This is a genomic window from Sporolactobacillus terrae DSM 11697 (assembly GCF_000648615.1).
Classification (GTDB): Bacteria; Bacillota; Bacilli; order Bacillales; family Sporolactobacillaceae; genus Sporolactobacillus; species Sporolactobacillus terrae.
Genome location: NZ_JFZC01000043.1, coordinates 1 through 20,408 on the forward strand (window position 1 = coordinate 1; position 20,408 = coordinate 20,408).

General features: G+C 47.3%; 20 protein-coding genes. All 20 read right to left on the reverse strand.

Annotated features, from left to right (window positions below):
• Positions 1-343: 343 nt before the first annotated feature.
• The 20 genes from spoIIE to yabG all read right to left on the reverse strand — a co-directional run bounded on the left by spoIIE (position 344) and on the right by yabG (position 20,178).
• Positions 344-2,821 carry a stage II sporulation protein E gene (gene spoIIE, locus AA84_RS0109605; protein ID WP_028977016.1) on the reverse strand — a complete coding sequence of 826 codons (2,478 nt, stop codon included), beginning with the start codon at positions 2,819-2,821 and terminating at the stop codon, positions 344-346.
• Positions 2,822-3,272: 451 nt separating this feature from the next.
• Positions 3,273-3,695, reverse strand: coding sequence for a S1 domain-containing RNA-binding protein (locus AA84_RS0109610; RefSeq protein WP_028977017.1), 423 nt, complete (start codon positions 3,693-3,695; stop codon positions 3,273-3,275).
• Positions 3,696-3,762: 67 nt separating this feature from the next.
• On the reverse strand, positions 3,763-4,143 hold the full coding sequence (locus AA84_RS0109615; RefSeq protein WP_028977018.1) for an FtsB family cell division protein: 381 nt from the start codon (positions 4,141-4,143) through the stop codon (positions 3,763-3,765).
• A gap of 14 nt (positions 4,144-4,157) precedes the next feature.
• Positions 4,158-4,736: a spore cortex biosynthesis protein YabQ gene (yabQ, locus tag AA84_RS0109620; RefSeq protein WP_028977019.1), complete on the reverse strand. Its 579-nt coding sequence runs from the start codon at positions 4,734-4,736 to the stop codon at positions 4,158-4,160.
• Positions 4,733-5,041, reverse strand: a complete 309-nt coding sequence (gene yabP, locus AA84_RS0109625) for a sporulation protein YabP (RefSeq protein WP_028977020.1) — start codon at positions 5,039-5,041, stop codon at positions 4,733-4,735. Before yabP ends, yabQ begins: the two co-directional genes overlap by 4 nt.
• Before the next feature lie 69 nt (positions 5,042-5,110).
• Positions 5,111-5,356 carry an RNA-binding S4 domain-containing protein gene (locus tag AA84_RS0109630; RefSeq protein ID WP_028977021.1) on the reverse strand — a complete coding sequence of 82 codons (246 nt, stop codon included), beginning with the start codon at positions 5,354-5,356 and terminating at the stop codon, positions 5,111-5,113.
• Positions 5,353-5,628, reverse strand: coding sequence for an HU family DNA-binding protein (locus AA84_RS0109635; protein WP_028977022.1), 276 nt, complete (start codon positions 5,626-5,628; stop codon positions 5,353-5,355). Before AA84_RS0109635 ends, AA84_RS0109630 begins: the two co-directional genes overlap by 4 nt.
• Before the next feature lie 90 nt (positions 5,629-5,718).
• Positions 5,719-7,350, reverse strand: a complete 1,632-nt coding sequence (locus AA84_RS0109640) for a putative polysaccharide biosynthesis protein (RefSeq protein ID WP_028977023.1) — start codon at positions 7,348-7,350, stop codon at positions 5,719-5,721.
• Between the two features lie 259 nt (positions 7,351-7,609).
• Complete coding sequence (spoVT, locus tag AA84_RS0109645; protein WP_028977024.1) at positions 7,610-8,146, reverse strand: stage V sporulation protein T; 537 nt, start codon at positions 8,144-8,146, stop codon at positions 7,610-7,612.
• 95 nt (positions 8,147-8,241) lie between these two features.
• Positions 8,242-11,796 (reverse strand): transcription-repair coupling factor, encoded by a 3,555-nt coding sequence (gene mfd, locus AA84_RS0109650; RefSeq protein WP_028977025.1) that lies wholly within the window; start codon positions 11,794-11,796, stop codon positions 8,242-8,244.
• A gap of 272 nt (positions 11,797-12,068) precedes the next feature.
• Positions 12,069-12,638: an aminoacyl-tRNA hydrolase gene (gene pth, locus AA84_RS0109655; protein ID WP_028977026.1), complete on the reverse strand. Its 570-nt coding sequence runs from the start codon at positions 12,636-12,638 to the stop codon at positions 12,069-12,071.
• Between the two features lie 302 nt (positions 12,639-12,940).
• On the reverse strand, positions 12,941-13,567 hold the full coding sequence (locus AA84_RS0109660) for a 50S ribosomal protein L25 (protein WP_028977027.1): 627 nt from the start codon (positions 13,565-13,567) through the stop codon (positions 12,941-12,943).
• 95 nt (positions 13,568-13,662) lie between these two features.
• Positions 13,663-14,613 carry a ribose-phosphate diphosphokinase gene (locus AA84_RS0109665; RefSeq protein WP_037563393.1) on the reverse strand — a complete coding sequence of 317 codons (951 nt, stop codon included), beginning with the start codon at positions 14,611-14,613 and terminating at the stop codon, positions 13,663-13,665.
• A 96-nt stretch (positions 14,614-14,709) separates the two neighbouring features.
• On the reverse strand, positions 14,710-15,801 hold the full coding sequence (glmU, locus tag AA84_RS0109670) for a bifunctional UDP-N-acetylglucosamine diphosphorylase/glucosamine-1-phosphate N-acetyltransferase GlmU (protein ID WP_028977029.1): 1,092 nt from the start codon (positions 15,799-15,801) through the stop codon (positions 14,710-14,712).
• 366 nt (positions 15,802-16,167) lie between these two features.
• A complete protein-coding gene (gene spoVG, locus AA84_RS0109675; protein WP_010025671.1) occupies positions 16,168-16,458 on the reverse strand; it encodes a septation regulator SpoVG in 291 nt (96 codons plus the stop codon).
• A 164-nt stretch (positions 16,459-16,622) separates the two neighbouring features.
• Entirely contained in the window at positions 16,623-17,471 is an 849-nt protein-coding gene (purR, locus tag AA84_RS0109680) for a pur operon repressor (protein ID WP_028977030.1), read from the reverse strand.
• Between the two features lie 54 nt (positions 17,472-17,525).
• Entirely contained in the window at positions 17,526-18,392 is an 867-nt protein-coding gene (gene ispE / locus AA84_RS0109685; RefSeq protein ID WP_028977031.1) for a 4-(cytidine 5'-diphospho)-2-C-methyl-D-erythritol kinase, read from the reverse strand.
• Between the two features lie 104 nt (positions 18,393-18,496).
• A complete protein-coding gene (locus AA84_RS0109690) occupies positions 18,497-18,688 on the reverse strand; it encodes a small acid-soluble spore protein, minor alpha/beta-type SASP (RefSeq protein WP_010025675.1) in 192 nt (63 codons plus the stop codon).
• Positions 18,689-18,897: 209 nt separating this feature from the next.
• Positions 18,898-19,152: a Veg family protein gene (locus tag AA84_RS0109695; protein ID WP_028977032.1), complete on the reverse strand. Its 255-nt coding sequence runs from the start codon at positions 19,150-19,152 to the stop codon at positions 18,898-18,900.
• A 162-nt stretch (positions 19,153-19,314) separates the two neighbouring features.
• Positions 19,315-20,178, reverse strand: a complete 864-nt coding sequence (gene yabG / locus AA84_RS0109700) for a sporulation peptidase YabG (protein WP_028977033.1) — start codon at positions 20,176-20,178, stop codon at positions 19,315-19,317.
• Positions 20,179-20,408 lie beyond the last annotated feature (230 nt).

Sequence of the window (20,408 nt, forward strand, 5' to 3'; positions counted from 1 at the left end):
GCGTCTCGCACCTCCGCTTTGTTTCTCGGCCAAGACACTGGGCTATTGGTTTGAAGATGGGGCAAAATCTTATACTTTCTTTTCCTGTGAGAAAAACCAAGCTGTGCTTGGTCCTCTATCTCCAGCCATGTGTGATGGATTCGTGTCTTTTCGGTGCTGAATCGTCGCTTCGGTTGCTCGCTTGCCGCGGGCGCACCACGAGCCTCCTCGGACAGGCAGGGATCTGCGGGGTCTCGTACCTCTGCTTTGCCAAGCCTTGGAAGGCAGCCACTTCGTTGCACGGATACGTTTCAACCCCTTTTCCAATAGTCGATACAGTAAAACTCACAAACTGCAAATGGGTTTACGCGCGTTTGATGCGCTTATCCGTTTGATCCGATGAAAATGCCGACCACTCCGGTATATGATGGCTTATTCGCGCCGTGATGACGGTCATATCATCATTGAGCGTTCCATTTCCTGCCCGAATCACTTCCTCGAGCAGCAAATCGGCAATTTCCTGTGGATCATCAGTCTCCATCTCTTTTATTTTTCGCTTGACCCATGCTTCCTTATTTTCAATGTGCTGAGGAACATCAAAAATTCCGTCGCTCATCATAATCAGCAGATCCCCTGACTTTAGCTGTTCGGAGCGAACATCAATTGAGACATCACGGATAATTCCAATAGGCAGATTTTCGCTGTCAAGCATAAAAACACGGCTTCCTCGTTTTATAAAACTTGGATTTGATCCTATTTTCAGAAATTTAGAGGTCGCATTTTGCAAATCAATTAATGCCAGATCCAGCGTTGCATAAATTTCCTCTGTCGAACGCAGCGATAAGATCGAATTAATCGACTTAATCGCCAGCGTCTCATGTATTCCCGATTTCAACACTTTTTTCAACAGCTGCAAGGTGTCTTTGCTTTCCATATCCGCTCGCTCGCCATGGCCCATTCCATCGCTGATCGCCATCACATATTTCTTGGAACCAATTTCAAACAGCGAGTAATTATCGCCGGAGATCCCCCCGCCACCGCGTGCAGCCGTTGCGACACCCGTCTCCAAATCATAAGCACGTGCTGAAACAAAGACGACTCGGCTCGGACCTCCGGGAAGGTCAGACGACTGTTTCTTCTCCACAACGATACTTTCACCGAGAATATCTGAGAGAAGCGGTGCGATGACCTTCTCGCACACTCCGTAGTGATCAACCGGAAGCACAGCTTCGATATCGATTGCCCCAGATTCCAGATTGTAGATTTCAACGCTTTCGACGCGAACACCAATCCCGTTCAGTTTCGTCAAAATCATTTCTTCCTGCCAATCATGAAGCCCGCGCTCTCGCTTCATTTCACGTGCGAAGTCGCCCATGACCTGGGATACCCCCTTCAATTGATCGGCCACTAATCGGCGGCTTTCCAAAACATTGTGGCGCATTTTCTCACTTAATTCGGCATGGCTCTGCTCGCGGTGAATGGCCTCCAGCGTACGCTCCGGTCTCGAACAATGGCTGCGCCACTGACGCTGCACACGCGCTTCCGAGTCCCGATTTCCGTGGCGTGCCTCCTCACGTAATTCAAGCATGATCCGCTGCGTCTTCTCAAAATTATTAATCCAGCAAAACTCTTTTTTAAAGCAATTCTGGCAAGTTTTTGCCGTAACGCGGCTTAAGAAAAGATCATCATCACTGGCCGACTCATGATTGTCTTCAGGCGGCGAGAAGCTTTTCGCAAGCGTTTGAAAAAGGCCGGAAAATTGTTCAACACGGCTCACGGTAACATCGCGCAGTTTGCGCACATATTGCTGTTGTTCTGCCTGATATTCACGCGTTCCCGGGATAAATGAGGCCATTTGCCGGATAAAACTTTTCGGCGTTAGAAAGAACAAAACCAAAGCGGCAATGGAGTCGATGACTTCGTTGCCTAAGCCGGCGTAACCGCTGCCATAAACACCGATCAGCAAGGTTGCGATCAAAAGGCCGGCTGCCACCCCCACTTTTCCAGCCTCTTTCAGCAGACCTCCGAGCACACCCGTAAAGGCGAGCAAACTCATTTGATAGAGGCTCGTTACACTAGCCATACCTAGAATCAGACCAATCACCACGCCCACAGTTGACCCGATTGCCGCACCTCCGGCATAAGCAAAAAGCAGCACCGCGTAACGTGCGAGTACATGGTCGATGGACACGTCATAGACATGCCAGCCGATCGTTCCGGCGATCACAGAAGAGATTAGAATCACAAAGCAAATGATTTCCTCGTTACGAAACAGTTTATGACTGACATGTGTTGAGATCAGCGGCACACTCTGCATGAAAATCAATGTGACCAAAGCAGATAAGGAGGCTTCAGCGCCGGCGGTCAAGAGATCCGTCCAAACAATGGTCAGCGAAAACGCCGCTTGGTACACCAAACGTACCGTGAATCCCATGATAAAAACGAGTCCCGGCAGCCACCGTTCCATTTTCACTCGCTTCAACGCGTTCATCATTCGCCATCCTATAAGAAATGCGAGCAAACCGAGCAGTGCATAAAAGGCTTGTCCCGCCGAAAGGGTCGCCGCACCAACCAATACCGCAAGTGAATCGGCATATTTGCGCTTGCGCTTCATCCAGAAAACCGTCGCAAAAAACGGAAGGATAAAAGGAGTTAAGCTGGTAATGATTACCGCACGTCCAAGGAGAAAACCGGCCGCCAAGAAAAAGAAATCCGTACGGAATACTACACCCAACAAGAACGTCTGGATCGAACGACCGGATCGCGCTCGTCCTTGCAATCTTTTCTTGTGCACAAAGGGATCAACCGTCTCTGCCGCTACACTGCCCATTTTTTGAATCATGTCGTTCGCCGCCTTTAACTTAGGATTGTATGATCCATTAAAGCATATAAGACATTCATAATTTGTCAGAATGACAAGGCTTATTCGAAAAAAACTTCGACCGCTTTCTCGATCTTCAGCCATATTTGACAAATGCTCGCATGGTCACGGCTGCTCGCGGTTCTGTCAAACGGCGAGTCTTGGCGAGTGCTCTCACTTTTCGCCATTGTCCTGTCGTTTGTTCTCAATTCATCGACAATGATTACGCTTCTTCTGTTTTCCTGTACTTTGATAAGAAAAATCAGGCAAACTTGGCCCTTACTTCTTCAGGATGCGGTGATTTCCGCATTGTGCACAATAGCATGTACGCCGTGACCACTCAAAATGCGCTCAGAACGCACAAAAAAGCATCCAAGTCCCTCTTGAACCTGGATGCTGCATTGCTATCTATTTATATCGATTCCGGTGGTACTCAGCCTCTGCGTGCGCCACGTCCTCCGCGTTTGGATTCGGTCTGACGCTTAATTGTCGAAAGACGATCCTCACTGTCTTTTAAATATTGAGAAATTTTGTCCTCAAAACTTAACGTGTGCGCATGTGAATTAAACCGTTTGCCGCCGCCATGTCTTGGTCCGCGAGACGACGATGCGACCTTGGGTTTGTCGACAGCTTTCCGAATAGACAGACCGATTTTTCCGTCGGGAGCAACCTGCAACACCTTAACCGTTACCTCATCACCGACCGACAGAACATCATGAATGTCTTTTACATAACGATCCGCAACTTCACTGATATGAACCAGCCCTGTTTTCCCACCGGGTAAATCAACGAAGGCTCCGAAGTTAGTAATTCCTGATACTTTACCCTTCAGCTTGCTGCCTGCTTCAATTGACATAAAGAAAAGCTTCCTCCTAAAATGGTATCAATAATTATATTATTATACATAGCAAAAAAAGTGCCTGTCAATCCTTGGTCTGAGCGGGTTTTGAAAAAATAATCTCACCCTTGTTCGATAATAGATAATCACGTCTGGCGATTTCGCCAATATAGTCTTTATCATGAAGCAGCTTGATTCGCTTCTTCACGTCGGATGCCTCATGTTTCGATTGGCTCAGCTGCTTTTGCAAACTTTTTTTGGTCTGCGTCGCTTCGTTAATTTGGTGAGATTGTGAAATCAATGAGGAAATCATGAAGGTGCTAAGCAGAGCGAAAACCACAAAGAAAGCAAGCAAACGCCGCATTAATCCTTTTTGTCGTTTCCTTTTTCTTTTTTCATTCAACTCATGTGACTGCAGATAATTATTTTGCAGCCGAGTAACCCGCTCAACGCCCGCACGTTCCATTTTATTCCCCCCGATCATTTCCGCTTCACAAGAAGTGATACCCACTGCCCAATTTTTTGCCGGATCTGTATTTGTTTCTTTGTTACAAATAGGAGAAAACGGTCCGGAAGAATCATCCGGATGATGCCTCTTAGCAGCTTCAAAGGAACAGCAAGCAGAAAAAGCACACTTCTTATCGCAGTGTTTACTGTCATTCTACACAATCTATACGTAAGCATCAATAGGAAAAAGATCGGATAGATCAATAAACGATAGACAGATTTTGCCGTAAACCGCCCTGTTCGGACAGCCATAAAGACTATTTTGCCGAAAAGACGCATAAAAGGCTTCTCCAAGAGTGCTTTATAAAAGGAAAAACCAAGCGCAATGGCCAGGAAATAATAAAGACGCAGCTGACCTTCATTCATCGGCAACAGAAATGAAAAGAGCAGCAGCGCTTGTACGATCCAAAAGAGAGGGTCTGAAATGAGCAGAATCCAACGGCGCTCTTTCCTCGGGTGAACAAAATGCTGATAGACAGAAAAAGAGGCGCCAAACCATATGCCCATGACAATCATCAGCATGAGCGACGCATATTGTTCTTCCAGTGTCATCGAAACAGCTTGCTGAAGAAGCCTTTGTGTGCTTCTCCGCCCTGATCATCCAAATAGCTGATTTCAATAATATGCCCCTCAATTAAAACTTGTCCCTGCTCAACATTCAGATTCTGCATTTTCAGACCCGAACCCCGAACGGCTAGATACCCCAGCACGGTTTCAAGTAGAAATTCTTCATGGTCAAAGCTTTCTACATGTTTCACACCGGTGATCTCAATCGACTTTCGGTCCTTCACCACAATGTTCTGATTTTGTATTGGCTTGTCTTTATTAGGGATTGGCGACGAATAGAATTGACTCAATGGACTCCCCTCCTCTAATTCTTACATTATGAAGGAGCTGTCCCATTTAGAACTTAAGCGAAAGGGCTGTTATTTTTGAACCACTTCATAGAGCGAAGCTGCTTCTTCTTTCTTAACAACCTCTTTAAGCTGCAGAATTCGAACCGTCATCGGTCTTTGCCCAAAGTGGAGCGTCAGCACATCGCCGACCGCGACATTCGTGCTTGCCTTTCCCGGCTGCCCATTAATGTCGACCCGTCCTTGATCCGCAAGTTCTTTCGCCACCGTTCGCCGTTTAATTAAACGGGAAACTTTTAAAAATTTATCTAATCTCATTTTTTCACTGCATCCTTAAATTTATTTCCCGCTCTGAATCCGGGCACGCATGTCGCCGGAATCGTAATGGTTTCGCCCGTCTGTGGGTTGCGTCCTGATCTGCTGGCACGTTCGCGTACTTCAAATGTACCGAATCCGACGAGTTGTACTTTTTCATTTTGTTTCAACGCTTCGATCACTTGGCTCAATGTCTCATTCACGATAGCCTCGGTATCCTTTTTCGCAATGCCTGTTTTGTCTGCTACTTTATTAATGAGTTCATTCTTATTCATGAAAAATTCCTCCAAATCATTAATCGTGATTCCCGCTGTCCCTGGCTGTTCCGCCTTATTTGTCCCATTTTATCATATGTAGCCCATGGTTCACAGTTTCGAGGATCGATGTGACGCCTCTGCTTCACGTCCCGTATGGTCGCTGCGCTTCGTCAGTGTCGCGGCAAACGGAATGCGTACCAAGTCACGCGCATCAAGAAAACGAAAAAACCAGATCAGTGTGACAAAAACCACACCGCCGACCATAGCAGCAGACAGCGCGCATAACGCTGCTGCCGGGCGCGAGGCAAGCGGTTCGGTAACCCTGCGCATCACTTGCTTCCACACAAAAACAGAAGTCGCCATCCCGGCAATTGCCGACGCTAGCTTAACCAGCGTCAACCAAGAAAACGCACGCGTCAATCCGGCACGCCGTAAATAAAAAACGTTCAATCCGGCTGCAATAAGTGTACCCGTACACGTTGCCAGTGCTGCGCCGACAATAGAAAAGCGGGGAATGAGCAGAAAGTTAGCCGCCGTTTTCGCGCACGCACCGACAATCAAACCTAAAAAAGGCATCCATGGCTTTCCGGCTGATTCCCAAATTCCTGAGGCGGTCAGCATCAGCGACAGGGTGAGCATCGTCAGCGCAGCAAGGGCGAATGCAAGCGTTCCGTTCGCGTTTCTGAAAAGCATGATGTTCACTTCTCGACTGATCGACATAAGCCCAGCTGCTGCAGCCGTACCAAATGCAAGGCTGATTTTGAGCGCGAGTGCCGCTTCAATACGAAAATCATGATGCCGACGCTGCACCGCAAGCTGTGAGAGTCTCGGCACGATTGCTGCGGTCAGCGAGGCTGCCGCAATCATCCCGAACTGAGTCAAGATATAAGCACGATCATAGATCCCTTTTACCGCACGCGCATCAGCAACCTGTCCCTGTTCGAGCAGACGCAGTACCGTAAGCGAATCAATCAGCTGAAAGAACAGCAGCGGCACCGCGAGAACGGAAAACAAACAGCCGCTGATCATCAATTTTTTTACCCATCGCCATCGAACAGGATGATCCGATAAGGACAGTAGCCTTTTGACTGCAGTCTTTTTGTGTGGCACAAAGAGCATTAAAATCACTAATGACACAAGTGGCGCAAAAGCTGAGCCGGCGGTTGCCGCAAACCCAAACGCGTAGGGATCTCCATGATTAACAAACAAGTACCAAGATACACCGAGAATAAAACAAACCCGTACCGTTTGTTCGCCGATTTGAGACAGTGCGGTCGGCAACATATTTGCTTCATTTCCTTGAAACGTTCCGCGCAAAAGGGCAACCAGCGGCACAAACAAATAAGCCGCGGAAGCAACGCGGATCAATCCGGTCAGATGGCGGTCGCCCATGATTGCGGTCAAGAAATCAGCGAAGAAAAAGAGCCCGACGAAAAAAAAAGTGCAAAGCAGCAGCAAGGCCATTCCGGCATGCCGCGCTACTGCAGCCTTCTCTGTTGGATGGCCGGATGCTTCTGCCATATATTTAGAAATCACAATCGGGAAACCGGTTGTCCCCAGTGCCGCGGCGAGCGCGTAAAACGGATAGACTTGCTGATAGACATAGAAGCCGACGTCACCAGCAAAGTTTTGGTAAGGAAGCCGGTACAGCGCGCTCATCAGCTTCACCAATAATGCAGCGGCGGTTAGAATCAGTGCGCCCTTCCATACGCGATGGCTTCCCTTGTTCTCTTGATTCATAGATGTTCCTGCTTTTCTCAAGAATTATAAATAGGATTATATCATATCTTTCCTCTTGGGATGGATTAATCACCTTGTTCACGAATGACCCTCCAGCTGCTCGCTGCACGTATCAACAAAGCGCGATCCCGCTGGCGCCAGAGTACCTCCGCTTTGATTCTCGGTCAAGAGACGGGTCGATTGGCTTGAAGACGGGGCAAAATCATAAACTTTCTTTACCTGCAAAAAAAGAGGCCGCAGACGCGCCTCTTTTTATTGTTCAATGTTCCATTTGTCTGCCAAGGAACCCAGCCGCTGTCTCTGCAAGCTTCACTTCGGTTTCACCTATAGCCTTCTGATCCTTGTCAATCAACATGATCGTCCCAATCGGATCGCCCCCGGCAATAATTGGGGCTACAACGTAAGGCCCGGACAAATTTTCATGCCCTTCAACCAAAGGTTCACCGCGTTTCTGCTCAGAAATGGTCTGCCGCTGCTCCATGGATCGTTCCGGGACAGAAAGCAGCCGCTTTTCTAAAAAATCTTTTTTCGAACCTCCTGAGACAGCGATCACCGTATCACGATCGCTCACCAAGGTCAGTTTGCCTGAATTCTCTGCTAACGACTCTGCATACTCTTTCGCAAAATCACTAAGCTCACTCATTGGCGAGTATTTCTTTAAAATGACTTCACCATCATGATCCACAAAAATCTCTAATGGATCGCCTTCACGTATACGAAGCGTGCGCCGTATTTCTTTGGGAATGACTACCCGCCCAAGATCATCAATCCGGCGGACAATACCAGTTGCTTTCATTTCAAGGATGTCCTCTCTTTCCGCTTCCGCAAAAATGATTGATTCCTTGAATTATTATCTGCGCTCCTGGCAGAACTATGCACCATTCACCAAATTTAACCTGCTTTCTCCGAAGGGCTCTTCACCTGCTCAATACCGCTAAGCAGTTTCGTGACTTCCTTCAGCATCGGCTCGGTATGACGCGCATCACGTTTAATCGTCACTTTCATTTTTGTACCCTCGCTGCCGAGCGCAACACCGTTGCCCATTTTGCTCACCGCTTTAAATAGCGATTCACGATCAAGCGCCTTCCAGCCCATCTCCGAAAAAATAATCGTGGTTTGTGCGCCTTGCTGTTTGATTTCCTCAATCATCAAAGTATTCGCACGTACACGCATCTCAGCTACTTTAAACAGATCGGCAACCTCGCGCGGGTAATCGCCAAAGCGGTCAATCATCTCATCGCGCAATTCGGCGATATCCTGCAATGATTCAGCCGATTTGAACCGTTTGTACATATCAATCTTCTGCAGCGAGTCGTCAAGATACGCATCCGGAATATAAGCATCCGTATCCATTTCAATCGTGACCTTAGGCGGACGCGGTGCGGCGGCCTGCGTTTTATCTTTACTGCTGCGCTCGGCGATCGCGTCTTGAAGCATCTGCGAGTACAGATCAAAGCCGACCGAATCGATGAATCCGTGTTGCTGCGCGCCGAGCAGATTGCCGGCGCCGCGAATTGACAAATCACGCATTGCGATCTTAAAGCCGGAGCCGAGCTCGGTAAACTCTTTAATGGCTTGCAGCCGCTTTTCGGCTACTTCATTCATAACCTTGTCGCGCTGATAGGTGAAATAGGCATACGCAACGCGGTTTGAACGTCCGACACGACCGCGCAGCTGATACAGCTGCGACAGCCCCATCCGATCAGCGTCATAGACGATCAATGTGTTCACATTCGGAATATCAACGCCAGTCTCAATAATGGTTGTGCTGACCAGTACATCCGCATTTCCATCAAGAAAATCAATCATTGCCGATTCAAGTTCCGATTCTTTCATCTGGCCATGAGCAAACGTTACCGAGGCATCCGGGACCAGAGTTGAGATCATCTCCGCCATTCTCTGAATCGTCTCAACGCGGTTATAGAGGAAGTATACCTGGCCGCCGCGTGCCATTTCCCGCTCAATGGCTTCGCGGATCAGCGCTGCATTGTATTCCATAACAAAGGTCTGAACCGGAAAACGGTTTTCCGGCGGTGTTTCAATAATTGAAAGATCGCGTACCCCAAGCATCGACATATGCAGCGTCCGTGGAATCGGCGTTGCAGTCAAGGTCAATACATCGATATTGGCCTTTAGCTGTTTAATTTTTTCTTTATGCGTTACGCCAAACCGTTGCTCTTCATCCACAATCAGCAGACCAAGATCTTTGTACTGAACATCCTTAGACAATAAGCGATGCGTGCCGATGACTAGATCAACCGTACCGTTTTTCAAACCTTTAAGCGTTTCCAATTGTTCTTTTCGCGAACGGAAACGGCTAAGCAAACCGATGGTTACTGGAAAATCTTCAAAACGTTCACTTGCTGTCTCGAAATGCTGCTGCGCAAGAATTGTCGTCGGCACAAGGAACGCCACCTGTTTCCCATCGGCAATGGCTTTAAATGCCGCACGCAAAGCGACCTCCGTTTTTCCGTAACCGACATCGCCGCACAGCAATCGATCCATTGGCTTTTCTTTTTCCATATCGCGTTTGATTTCCTCAATTGCCTGAAGTTGGTCAACGGTTTCCTGATAGGGGAAAGCCGCATCAAAATCATGCTGCTCTGCTCCATCCTTGCTGAATGCGTATCCTTTGCTGGCTTCGCGTTTTGCATAGAGCTTGATCAAGTCATCAGCGATATCCTGAATAGACGAGCGCGCCTTGCGCTTAACCTTCTTCCATTCACTTCCGCCAAGCGAATAAATTTTTGGTTCTTTGCCTTCTGAACTGACGTATTTTTGAACTTGGTCGATATGTTCAATCGGGACGTAAAGTTTATCATTTCCCTTATAGATAATTTCAAGATAATCTTTATGAATGCCGTTTACTTCCAGTGTTTCAATCCCGGTGTAGCGGCCGATCCCATGATCAACATGCACGACATAATCGCCGACGTTCAATTCGTTATAGCTCTTCAGTCGCTCAGCATTGGATAGCTTCTTCCCACGTCTCGCAGGCTTTGCTGTTTTTTTGGTAAATACTTCTCGCTCTGTAATGACCGCGATCTTCTTCAGCGGCAGTTCAAAACCGTTTTCAAACTGACCGACTGTGATTTGACTGATTCCATGAACCGGAAGTGTATCCGGAGCGACAAGTTCTGCCGGCACACCATAATCCGACAACACACGTTCCAATCGTTTCGCTCGCTCCGAATCGGAAGCAAGGAAGACGACCGCAAAATCGCCTTTTTTCCAGCGCTCAGCCTCTGTTTTAAGCAACTGAATTTGTCCATGAAAATTCTGCATCGTGCGGCACGTCATGTTGATGACATTCTGCGGCTGGAACTGGCCATGATAACGAAGAAACAATGAGAGCAGCAGCAACGGCTGATTGAGCCGTTCGGTTAATTCATGCCATTCCATTGTCATTGGCAGATCGCCGACGAGCTCCCCGCGCTGCAGCAGATCAACACGCCATTCGGCTTCCTCATGGTCCAGTTGTTCGGCCATTTCCTGAATGCGGCTGATCTCATCAAAAATGATCAATGCGTCCTCGGGCAAATAGTCATGAAACGTTGTTTGTTTGCTGTAGAATAACGTCGCGTATTTAATCATCCCGTTAAAAGGCTGATTTTGCCTTAACGCCTCAAGTTCGGCTTCGGTATGTTCATTGATCAGTTCCTTAACCTTCTGGTCGGACATCTTTTTCAAGGCACGTGCCCGTTCGCTTTCCAAGCCTTCTGCGGCTGTCGTAAAGTTTTCATCGTAGAGCAACAATTCACGTGCAGGCCCAATCAAAACGGGACCGCGAATCATATCCAGCGAGCGCTGCGTTTCACTATCAAAGAAGCGAACCGAGTCGATCTCATCATCGAATAGTTCAATACGAACCGGGTGCTCTTCCGTTAAGGGATAGATATCGATAATGCCGCCGCGAATACTGAATTGTCCGGGTCCGGTGACCATCGATTCACGCTCATAACCGATTGCCGTCAGCTTGCGCAGCAGTTCATCCAATTGAACCGTTTTTCCGCTTTCAAAGTGCAATAAGCTCGCTTTCCATAGATAAAGCGGGGCCAGCAGTTTCTTCAGCCCAGCTGCCGGTATGATGATTAATCCCTTTTTTTTCTGGGCCAGGTGGTTGAGCACATCAATACGCTGGGCCAGCAATTCAGGACTGGCGACCGCCAGTTCAGAAGCAATTAAATCATTTGCAGGATAAAGGAACAGTTCCTCTGCGTCGATGAGCCCCTCTAGATCGTTATAGAGCTTCTGCCCTTGAAACAAGTTATGGGTCACCACAACCGTTGTTTGGTTTCGCTTTTCATAAAGCGCTGTGATCCACAGTGCTTTTGCCCCCCCCGACAGTCCGGACACGAGCTGCTGTTTCATCCCCTGCCGATAACCATCAAGAACGGTCTGTATTTCGTTAATCTTTTGCTGATAGTATTGGCTCAGCCCAAGCATCGGCTAACCTCACTTTCTAGGACTTGGCTCAGCAAAGCCACCGGCGCAGGCTGAGCCCTGTTCATGCGTATACAATCCCCTTCGCTTCCCTCGCTCTTTTTGCACGGCATCATTTTGCCAGAAAAATGAGTGGAATTGGAAACGTTGGCGATCTCTTTGTCCTTTGTGTTACGAAACCGAAAAATGCTTTGGCAGATGCCAAAGCCCTGTACGGTTACATCAGAACCTGATTCTATAAAAAATAACTTCTATGATTATGCCCTTTGGGAAAATTACTTATTCGAATTATACATGTTCATAAGCTGTGAAAAAGGCTGCGTCAGCCATGCTTTTGCCGCCGAAGCAGAGCGTTCGATTGCAGCATCAATCGCTATCCGATCATCGCCTTGGAAACCTTGCAATACATAGCGAACGACCGCTTCGCGCGTATGCTGCGGATGTCCGATTCCTACTTTAATACGTGCAAACGCCTGAGTGCCAACGTGCTGAATGACAGATTTAATGCCGTTATGACCGCCAGCACTTCCCTTTTGCCGCAAGCGAATCTTGCCAATCGGCAGATCCATGTCATCTTGAATAACCAAAAGATCATCGGTATCCGATTTAAAAAAACGCAGCAGCGGGCCAACCGCTTCACCGGATGCGTTCATATAAGTAAGTGGCTTCACAAGCAAAACGTCCGTTTCACCAATTTTCCCTTTGCCAAACAACGCATTAAACTTATTCTTGGTTAAGCGGATCGATTCCTGCTCGGAAAGATAGTCAATCACTTCAAAACCTATATTATGTCGTGTATGGGCATATTCAGAACCTGGATTTCCCAAACCAACAATCACTTTCACAGTATTCACTCACCTTCAATGGAAGCTGGGTTTTTCGTTCATTACTTTATGACCCACCGACAACCCTATGCCGTTGTTCTGCTTTTTTAGTGCCTAACCCAGCGCTTCGGCTGTTCGCTGCTGCGGGCAGTCTGAGAGCTTTCGTATGCGCGCATGATCTTCGAGACTCCCCTTTTATACCGCTTGCCTCATCCAGCACGCTCAAGATCATAAACTTCCTGATCTGTAAAAAAGGTGTCTCAAAGTTAAAAACAGACTTTTGAGACACCCTCTCTTTCCCTAATCAAATCAGAAACGCTTCGTTATTCTGCAGCGTCGGTACTTGTCGGTTCAGCCGCCGTATCCTCAGCAGTTTCTTCTTCAGGTGCAGCTGCTTCTTGAGAACCATAAGAAAGAGAAACAATTGCGTCTTCAGCATCGCCGAGAATCGTATAGTCCTTAGCAGTGGAAGCAAGGTCACTGATGCGGATTGAATCGCCAACGCTTAATTTGGTTACATCGACTTCAATCGCACTTGGCAGTTTGTTCGGCAACGCGCGAACAGTCAGTTCAGACAATTGATTGTTCAATACGGCATCGCCGGATTCAACTTGTTCGACACCCTTCAGGATAACCGGAACAACGGCATCAATTTCTTCATTCATATTAATTTCGAGAAAGTCAATATGGCGAACGTTGCCTTTGAGCGGGTCAAATTGCAGATCGTGCGCCATAACGGTATATTTCTTCTTTCCTTCGATAGCCAAGTTGATGATGGCATTGCGTCCTTCATCGCGGAACAGCTTGTCAATCGCTTGAGCATCAACGGCTAGTCCTTCATTTCCTACGGTTTTTCCGTAAACAACGGAAGGAACTTTACCTTCTTTTCTTAACTGCTTCGTATATGACTTCTTGTAGTTATTACGAATTGCCGCATTTAATGTTGCCATGCGCGCGTGCACTTCCTTTCAACTCATCCATCTTTAGAATTTTTACCAAGCATAAGAAATCTAACCCTGTATCAACACATTACTTCAGTCCTAGGTTAGTTAAACAACCGGCTGACTGAAAGTTTCTCATGAATTCGGATGATTGCTTCTCCAATCAACGGTGCAACAGACAATTGCACAATCTTATCAATCTTCTTTTCTTCCGGCAACGGAATGGTATTCGTTACCACAAGCTCGCTGATTGCAGAACCCTGAATACGTTCAATAGCAGGACCCGATAACACAGGGTGTGTACAGCAAGCATACACCTTTTTCGCGCCGCGCTCAACTAAGGCGTTTGCAGCAAGCGTAATCGTTCCCGCCGTATCGATAATATCGTCGATGATAATGCACGTTTTATCCTGAATATCGCCAATAATGTTCATGACTTCCGAAACATTCGGACGCGGGCGACGTTTGTCAATGATGGCAATCGGCGCTTTCAAGCGATCAGCCATCTTGCGGGCGCGCGTGACGCCGCCATGATCTGGAGAAACCACAACGATATCATCAAGCTGCTTACTCATGAAGTATTCCGACAGCGTCGGAACACCAAGCAGCTGGTCAACCGGGATATCAAAGAATCCTTGGATTTGCGGTGCGTGAAGGTCAAGGGTCAAAACGCGTGTAGCCCCTGCAGTCTCAAGAAGATTTGCAACCAGCTTTGCAGTGATCGGTTCGCGTGCACGCGCTTTGCGATCTTGACGCGCATAGCCGTAGTACGGAATCACCAAGTTAATCGTCTTAGCCGATGCCCGTTTTAATGCATCGATCATAATCAGCATTTCCATCAAGTGCTGGTTAACCGGGTCACTCGTTGATTGAATAACATATACTTCGCTGCCGCGAATACTTTCTTCGATACTGATTTGAATTTCACCGTCGCTAAAGGACGAAACAAGACATTTTCCCAATTTAATGCCGATATGTTCTGCAATCTGCTTTGCAAGATCAGGATTGGAATTGAGACTGAATACTTTCAAATTTGGATCTAAATAGCTGACCATCGAATGGTTCCCTCCAGTTAATGGTTTACCCAGTGCTTTTCTGCATCTTTTAGTTATTATTTTTGAGCGTTGGGATCTTGCCGCAGCCTTGCCGCTTTAAGGGGTTGGCCCGCTCCGTTCTCCAATGTCCGTGTTCAACGTGTCAGTAAAACTGCCCACTTTAGCCTGATCATGGATCTTGGACAGCGGGCGAATGTAGGCAAACGGACCAATCTGTACTCGATTGCCAATCGTACTTCGCTCAAGCACGGATTGATCAATTGTCGTTTCATCGCCAATGACGCAATCGCGAATTTGCGTGTTGGCTCCAATGACACAGTTCTCGCCGATTTGCGTTTTTCCTGAAATCACTGTTCCCGGATAGATGACCGTATCCTTTCCGATCGTACATGTTGGCGCGAGATAGGTGCGCTCCGGATCAATAAGTGATACACCTTGTTTCATCATGGTGCAATTAATGCGTGCCTGCATATATTTCCCCGCAGCCGACAATTGAATTCGGTCATTAACACCGACCGTCTCTTCAAAATGCTCCGTGGTATAAGCAATAACTTTCTCAGATCCCCGGACAAGCATACCAATGACATCAGGAAGATAGTATTCGCCTTGAGCATTATTGTTCTTTACCTGGCCAAGCAACTGGAACAACCGTCGATTATCAAAACTATAGATTCCTGTATTAATTTCTGTTACTTTTTTTTCTTCAGAAGTGGCATCCTTTTCTTCGACAATTTTCGCTACATTGCCAAAACGATCCCGTATCACGCGTCCATAGCCCGTCGGCTGCAACGTGTTCGCTGTAAGCACCGCAGCAGACGCGTTTTTCTTTTCCTGAATTTGAATCAGTTTTTCGATCGTCTGGTGTGTGATGAGCGGTGTGTCGCCGCAGAGCACAACCGTCGTTCCATCAAGGTCGGCAAGTTGTTCAGCTGCTTGCAGCACGGCGTGACCCGTCCCCAGCTGCTGACGTTGAAACAGACATTCAGCATCTTTGCCCACTTCGGCTTTGACCGCATCGGCACCGTGACCGACAATCACATAGGTTTTGGAAAAATTCACCTGAGTCACTTCGTCCACGACATGGCGAATCATTGATTTCCCGCAAACCTTGTGAAGTACTTTGTGTACCTTCGACTTCATCCTTGTTCCTTTTCCGGCAGCAAGAATGATCGCAAAGCGATTTGACATAATGAACCCCCATAGCATTTGCTGATCCTTAGCGTCCATTTTAGACTATAGCTTAAAAACAGCCCTTTTTCAAGATCGTCCAAACGAAAAACGAATTGCTGTACGATCTTGCCGTTTCCCCCGTCTCAACGAGTAAATTTGCCATGTCTTTACAGGATCTCTCTAAAACTTATGAGCGTCCGTCTGCATATGTGTCTTGCCGGTTAACCGATCAGAAAATCCTATCATGAATGTTTCTAATTCTAAGAAAAAAAGAACCTAATCGGCTCTCTTTTCTCAGATGTGTTCATAAAATGAAGTGGAATGATACAGATCAACAGAACAAAAAGATTTAAAAGCTGCCTAGAAGTGCTGCTTCTGCAGTTTTTATGAAGCTCCTGCTTGCTCAAAAGAAGGATCCTCTTCACACGCGTGTTCATATTCATTCAGAATTGCGGACTGTATTTTCTCTCTAGTTCCGGATGTGATGGGGTGGCAGATATCCCTAAATTCCCCGTCCGGTGTCCGTTTGCTTGGCATCGCTACGAAGGTTCCGTTATTTCCATCGATCACACGAATATCGTGAACAACAAATTCTTTGTCAAAAGTGATCGAAGCAATCGCCCTCATTCGCCCGTCAGTATGCACAAGTCGCAATCTGACATCTGTTATTTCCATTAGTAAGACACCACCCTTTTCCCTAATGCGTAACTCATGGTTCTTACTACTTGTTTCAACACAAAAGTGGGAAATCCTGCTAATAGGAAAAAGAAATATGAATATTTTCAATCAATTTTGACACACACCGAACATCATAGCGATTCTGATGCCCGATCTTTTGTTTATACGTTTGTTGGGTTCACGTGCTGCTTCGGCAGCCAATCATATACGTTACCGTTTTCAATGATCGGCGTTTCCTGACGATCAGGGATGGCTAATTTAAGCAGTGATACATAACGGTCGACCAGTTTCGGTTGTTCTTCCTTTGTTTCAACCAACACCGCCATGCCGGCAACTTCCGCACCGAATTCCTGAATCATACTTGTCATGCCCTTCATCGTTCCTCCCGCTTTCATAAAGTCATCGACAATGAGGACACGTGCATGTTCCTTCAGACTTCTTCGTGGCAGAACCATCGTTTGGATCCGTTTTGAGGATCCGGATATGTAGTTAATACTTACCGTAGAGCCTTCCGTTACCTTGCTGCTGCGCCGCACGATCACAACAGGAATGCTGCGCTGCGAAGCAACGGCATAGGCGAGCGGAATCCCTTTGGTTTCCATCGTCATGACCGCGTCCAGTTTCTCATCAATAAAAACCGAAGCAATCAGACGTCCAATCGCATTGATATACGCCGGCTTGCCAAGCAAATCGGTCATATAAAGATAGCCGCCCGGGAGAAGCCGATCCTTTTGCGTCATTTGCTGGCGCAGAGTGCCCAGCAGCCGTTCAACTTCCGCAAGTCCCATATACGGCATATAGCAGACGCCTCCAGCAGCCCCTGCCTGTGTTTGAAGACGACCAATTTCCTGAGACTCAAAATTCTCTTTAATAATCGTCAGATCTTCGCTGATCGAGGATTTGGCCGACTGATACCGTTCCGAAAAATAGGAAAGCGAGATCACTTGTTGAGGATGCCGCAACAAATACGCCGTCATATCAACAAGTCTGCTGCTCCGCTTAAGTTTCATCATGTTCCTCCAAAACCCGAATATTTTAAAGCAATTCTACACCATTATTCGTATTTAAACAAGAGGAAACGGTTTACATAGGCGAACAGCATAGACTTGCGAGCAATATCCTCTCATTCCATTGATCAAACGCTGCATCCGGGACTCATGCTGTGTAAGTGCAAATACAGTTGGTCCGCTGCCGCTCATCAAAATGCCTTCAGCACCGATTTCTTCCATATGTGATTTGATCTTCGTAATGTCGGCAACCTTACGCATCGTCACCGGTTCCAGACAATTGCCAAGCAAGCGGCAAATCGATTCAAAATCACCAGCATCAATCGCGTGCAGCATCGCATCCACATCCGGATGTTCAATTGGACGACTGTCTAGGTCTTTATAGATCTGGGCTGTCGAAACGGAGACCGTCGGCTTGACCAGCACAACCCAGCAAGGCGGCAAGGGTGGGAGCGCCTCCAATTGTTCGCCACGACCGGTTGCTAGAGCCGTTCCACCTTTGAGACAAAAGGCAACATCGGATCCGATTTGCTCCGCAACAGCCAGCATCTCTTGGTAGGACATGCCCAGCTTCCACAGCCGATTCAATGCGCGGATCGTTGCCGCAGCATCCGTACTGCCGCCTGCAAGTCCTGCGGCGACGGGGATATTCTTTGTAATTGCAATCTCGACGCCGCAGCGGATCCCATACTTCGCTTTAATGTAGTGTGCCGCTTGATAGGCGAAGTTGCGCTCATCCTCAGGCACGTACGGTACCGATGCGCGTACTTCGATTTGATTCTCGGGCAAATCGCCGCATTCCACGCGATCGGCCAAGTCAATCGACGTCATGATCATTCTTACTTCATGGTATCCATCGCCACGCTTGCCGAGCACGTCCAAAGAAAGATTAATTTTCGCCGGCGCTTTTTCAAGTACTTTCAAACGGTTCCCCCACTTCCCCCATTAACTATTTACACTATAAAGGAAACGAACCAGAAGAAAAAGGGGTCCTATCCGTTTGACGGACAGAATCCCCTCTTTCACGCTCAATCATCGTGCTGATTTTTCGTTCCGTTCATTGTTGTTTCAGCTTTCTCGATGGCAAGGCGCACCATATTCCCCGCATCGCGGGCTTTGATGCCACCCCATCCTTCAGATTTCACCGTATCATAAAACCCCAGCTCTTTGGCAAGTTCCTCTTTAAATGACTCAGACATAATGCCTCTTCGTCTGGACATGATCGGTACAACTCCTTTCAATGGTCGAGCAGAAATTAGGTTATACCGATTGACTTCCTTCTATTCGAAAATCGTGTTAAAATAAATTTTGGCAAAAGATTCAGGCAGCATAAACGCGCATCACAATTTTGTTGCCGATCATGAACAAAAAGGGTGCGCGTATCCGCTGTTATTTATAATGTTTGTCATCAAAATCAGACAGCCGGTCATCATTGACCGCTCGCCATCTCCTCCAAAAAGGTGAGTTCTACTGCGTCCGTCAATACATCTGTGTAGCTGTAGGACACACGATCATATGCGCTTGACTCCTTATCCAGCCTGACCGTGAAAACAGACGGATAGGTTCCTTCCAAAACACCGATGCGTTGAATGGTTTTGCGTCTTCCACCGTTTGCTTTCAATGTCAAACGTTCGCCGACACGTTCATCAAGGACGCCTTTGATATCATCAATGGTTTTTCCCATCTCGACAATCCACCTCGCTTAATTATAAGTATACCACAATGGACGTCAAAAAATCAAATAGAATTAACTATAGCAGGAAACCCTTACAGCTGTCAATATATTTGTGGCAAACGACAGATATTTTTTTCTTCATCATTCGACTTTTTGCTCGAAACCATGGCTTTATTCCGATGGAAACGGCAGTCCGGTACGCAGCATGCCACGGCTCTCCACCCCACCTAAGCCGCCTGCGCCGGTCAATGTATTTTTCAGAACATCCCAGACGTTGACACGATCCATAAATGATGTGAAACTGATTCGAGCTGCCAGATAGACCGGATCAAGCGCGTGAATGTTGATGCGATCAGGTGAACTAGCAAAGTTCGCCCCTGCCCGAATCAAATATTCAAAATGTGATTGACAGGCGCCGGAGAAAATAACCATTTGATCAAGGCTCGGCCAATGATAGCGGATTTCTTTGACTGTTCGAATAAAAAAGCTGGAGTTGCGATACGCTTTAAGATCGCTTGCCGTTCCTTTGTTTTTCATAAATGCGTCGTGACCCGTTAGGACGAGAATATCGGGTCTGATTTGAGCCACCAGCCTTGGAGCCAGATCAGGCATCTCTGATTCAGGTATATATTTACCAATCACCGGTACATGCAGTTTTTTGTAAAAGGTAAGGCATTTTTTCAAATAATAAGGATCACCGTCAATATGAAGCACACGCCCCGGCATTTCAAAGTATGAGGTTTGGTCACGATAACCGTTGGTGGCCGTGTAACCGTGTTTCATTTTCATTTGCTTGTAATCCTGCCTGAACAGCTTGTAGGATTCATCCTCCTTCGAGCTCGTCATTTTTTCATACTGTTCCCGTTCATCCTCGGTCACTGGTACTAAATCGTCCAGGGGTGCATCTGCATAGAGACGCACGTCATGGCCGTTCAGTTCGGCGCTTTTTGTTTCTTCGTGAATCGCCACCACACGAAAAGGAAGGTCGCAATGGTACGAAGTCCGTGCCACAAGATCTCCAACTTGAACCGTCATGTTCTACTCCCTCTTTCCACGCGCATCCGGCACTGCATACTCCATCAGAGTCATCCTTTTCATGCTATGATCGATCGTCTATGAATATTCATGGACAAGGCTGCCGTGAGAAAAACTAGGCTGTGCTTGGTCCTTAAACCATCCTGGTTTTTGTGTACGCTCCGATTACTCGCTTGCCGCGGGCGCACCGCGAGCCTCCTCGAACACACAAATTCCTGTGGGGTCTTCCT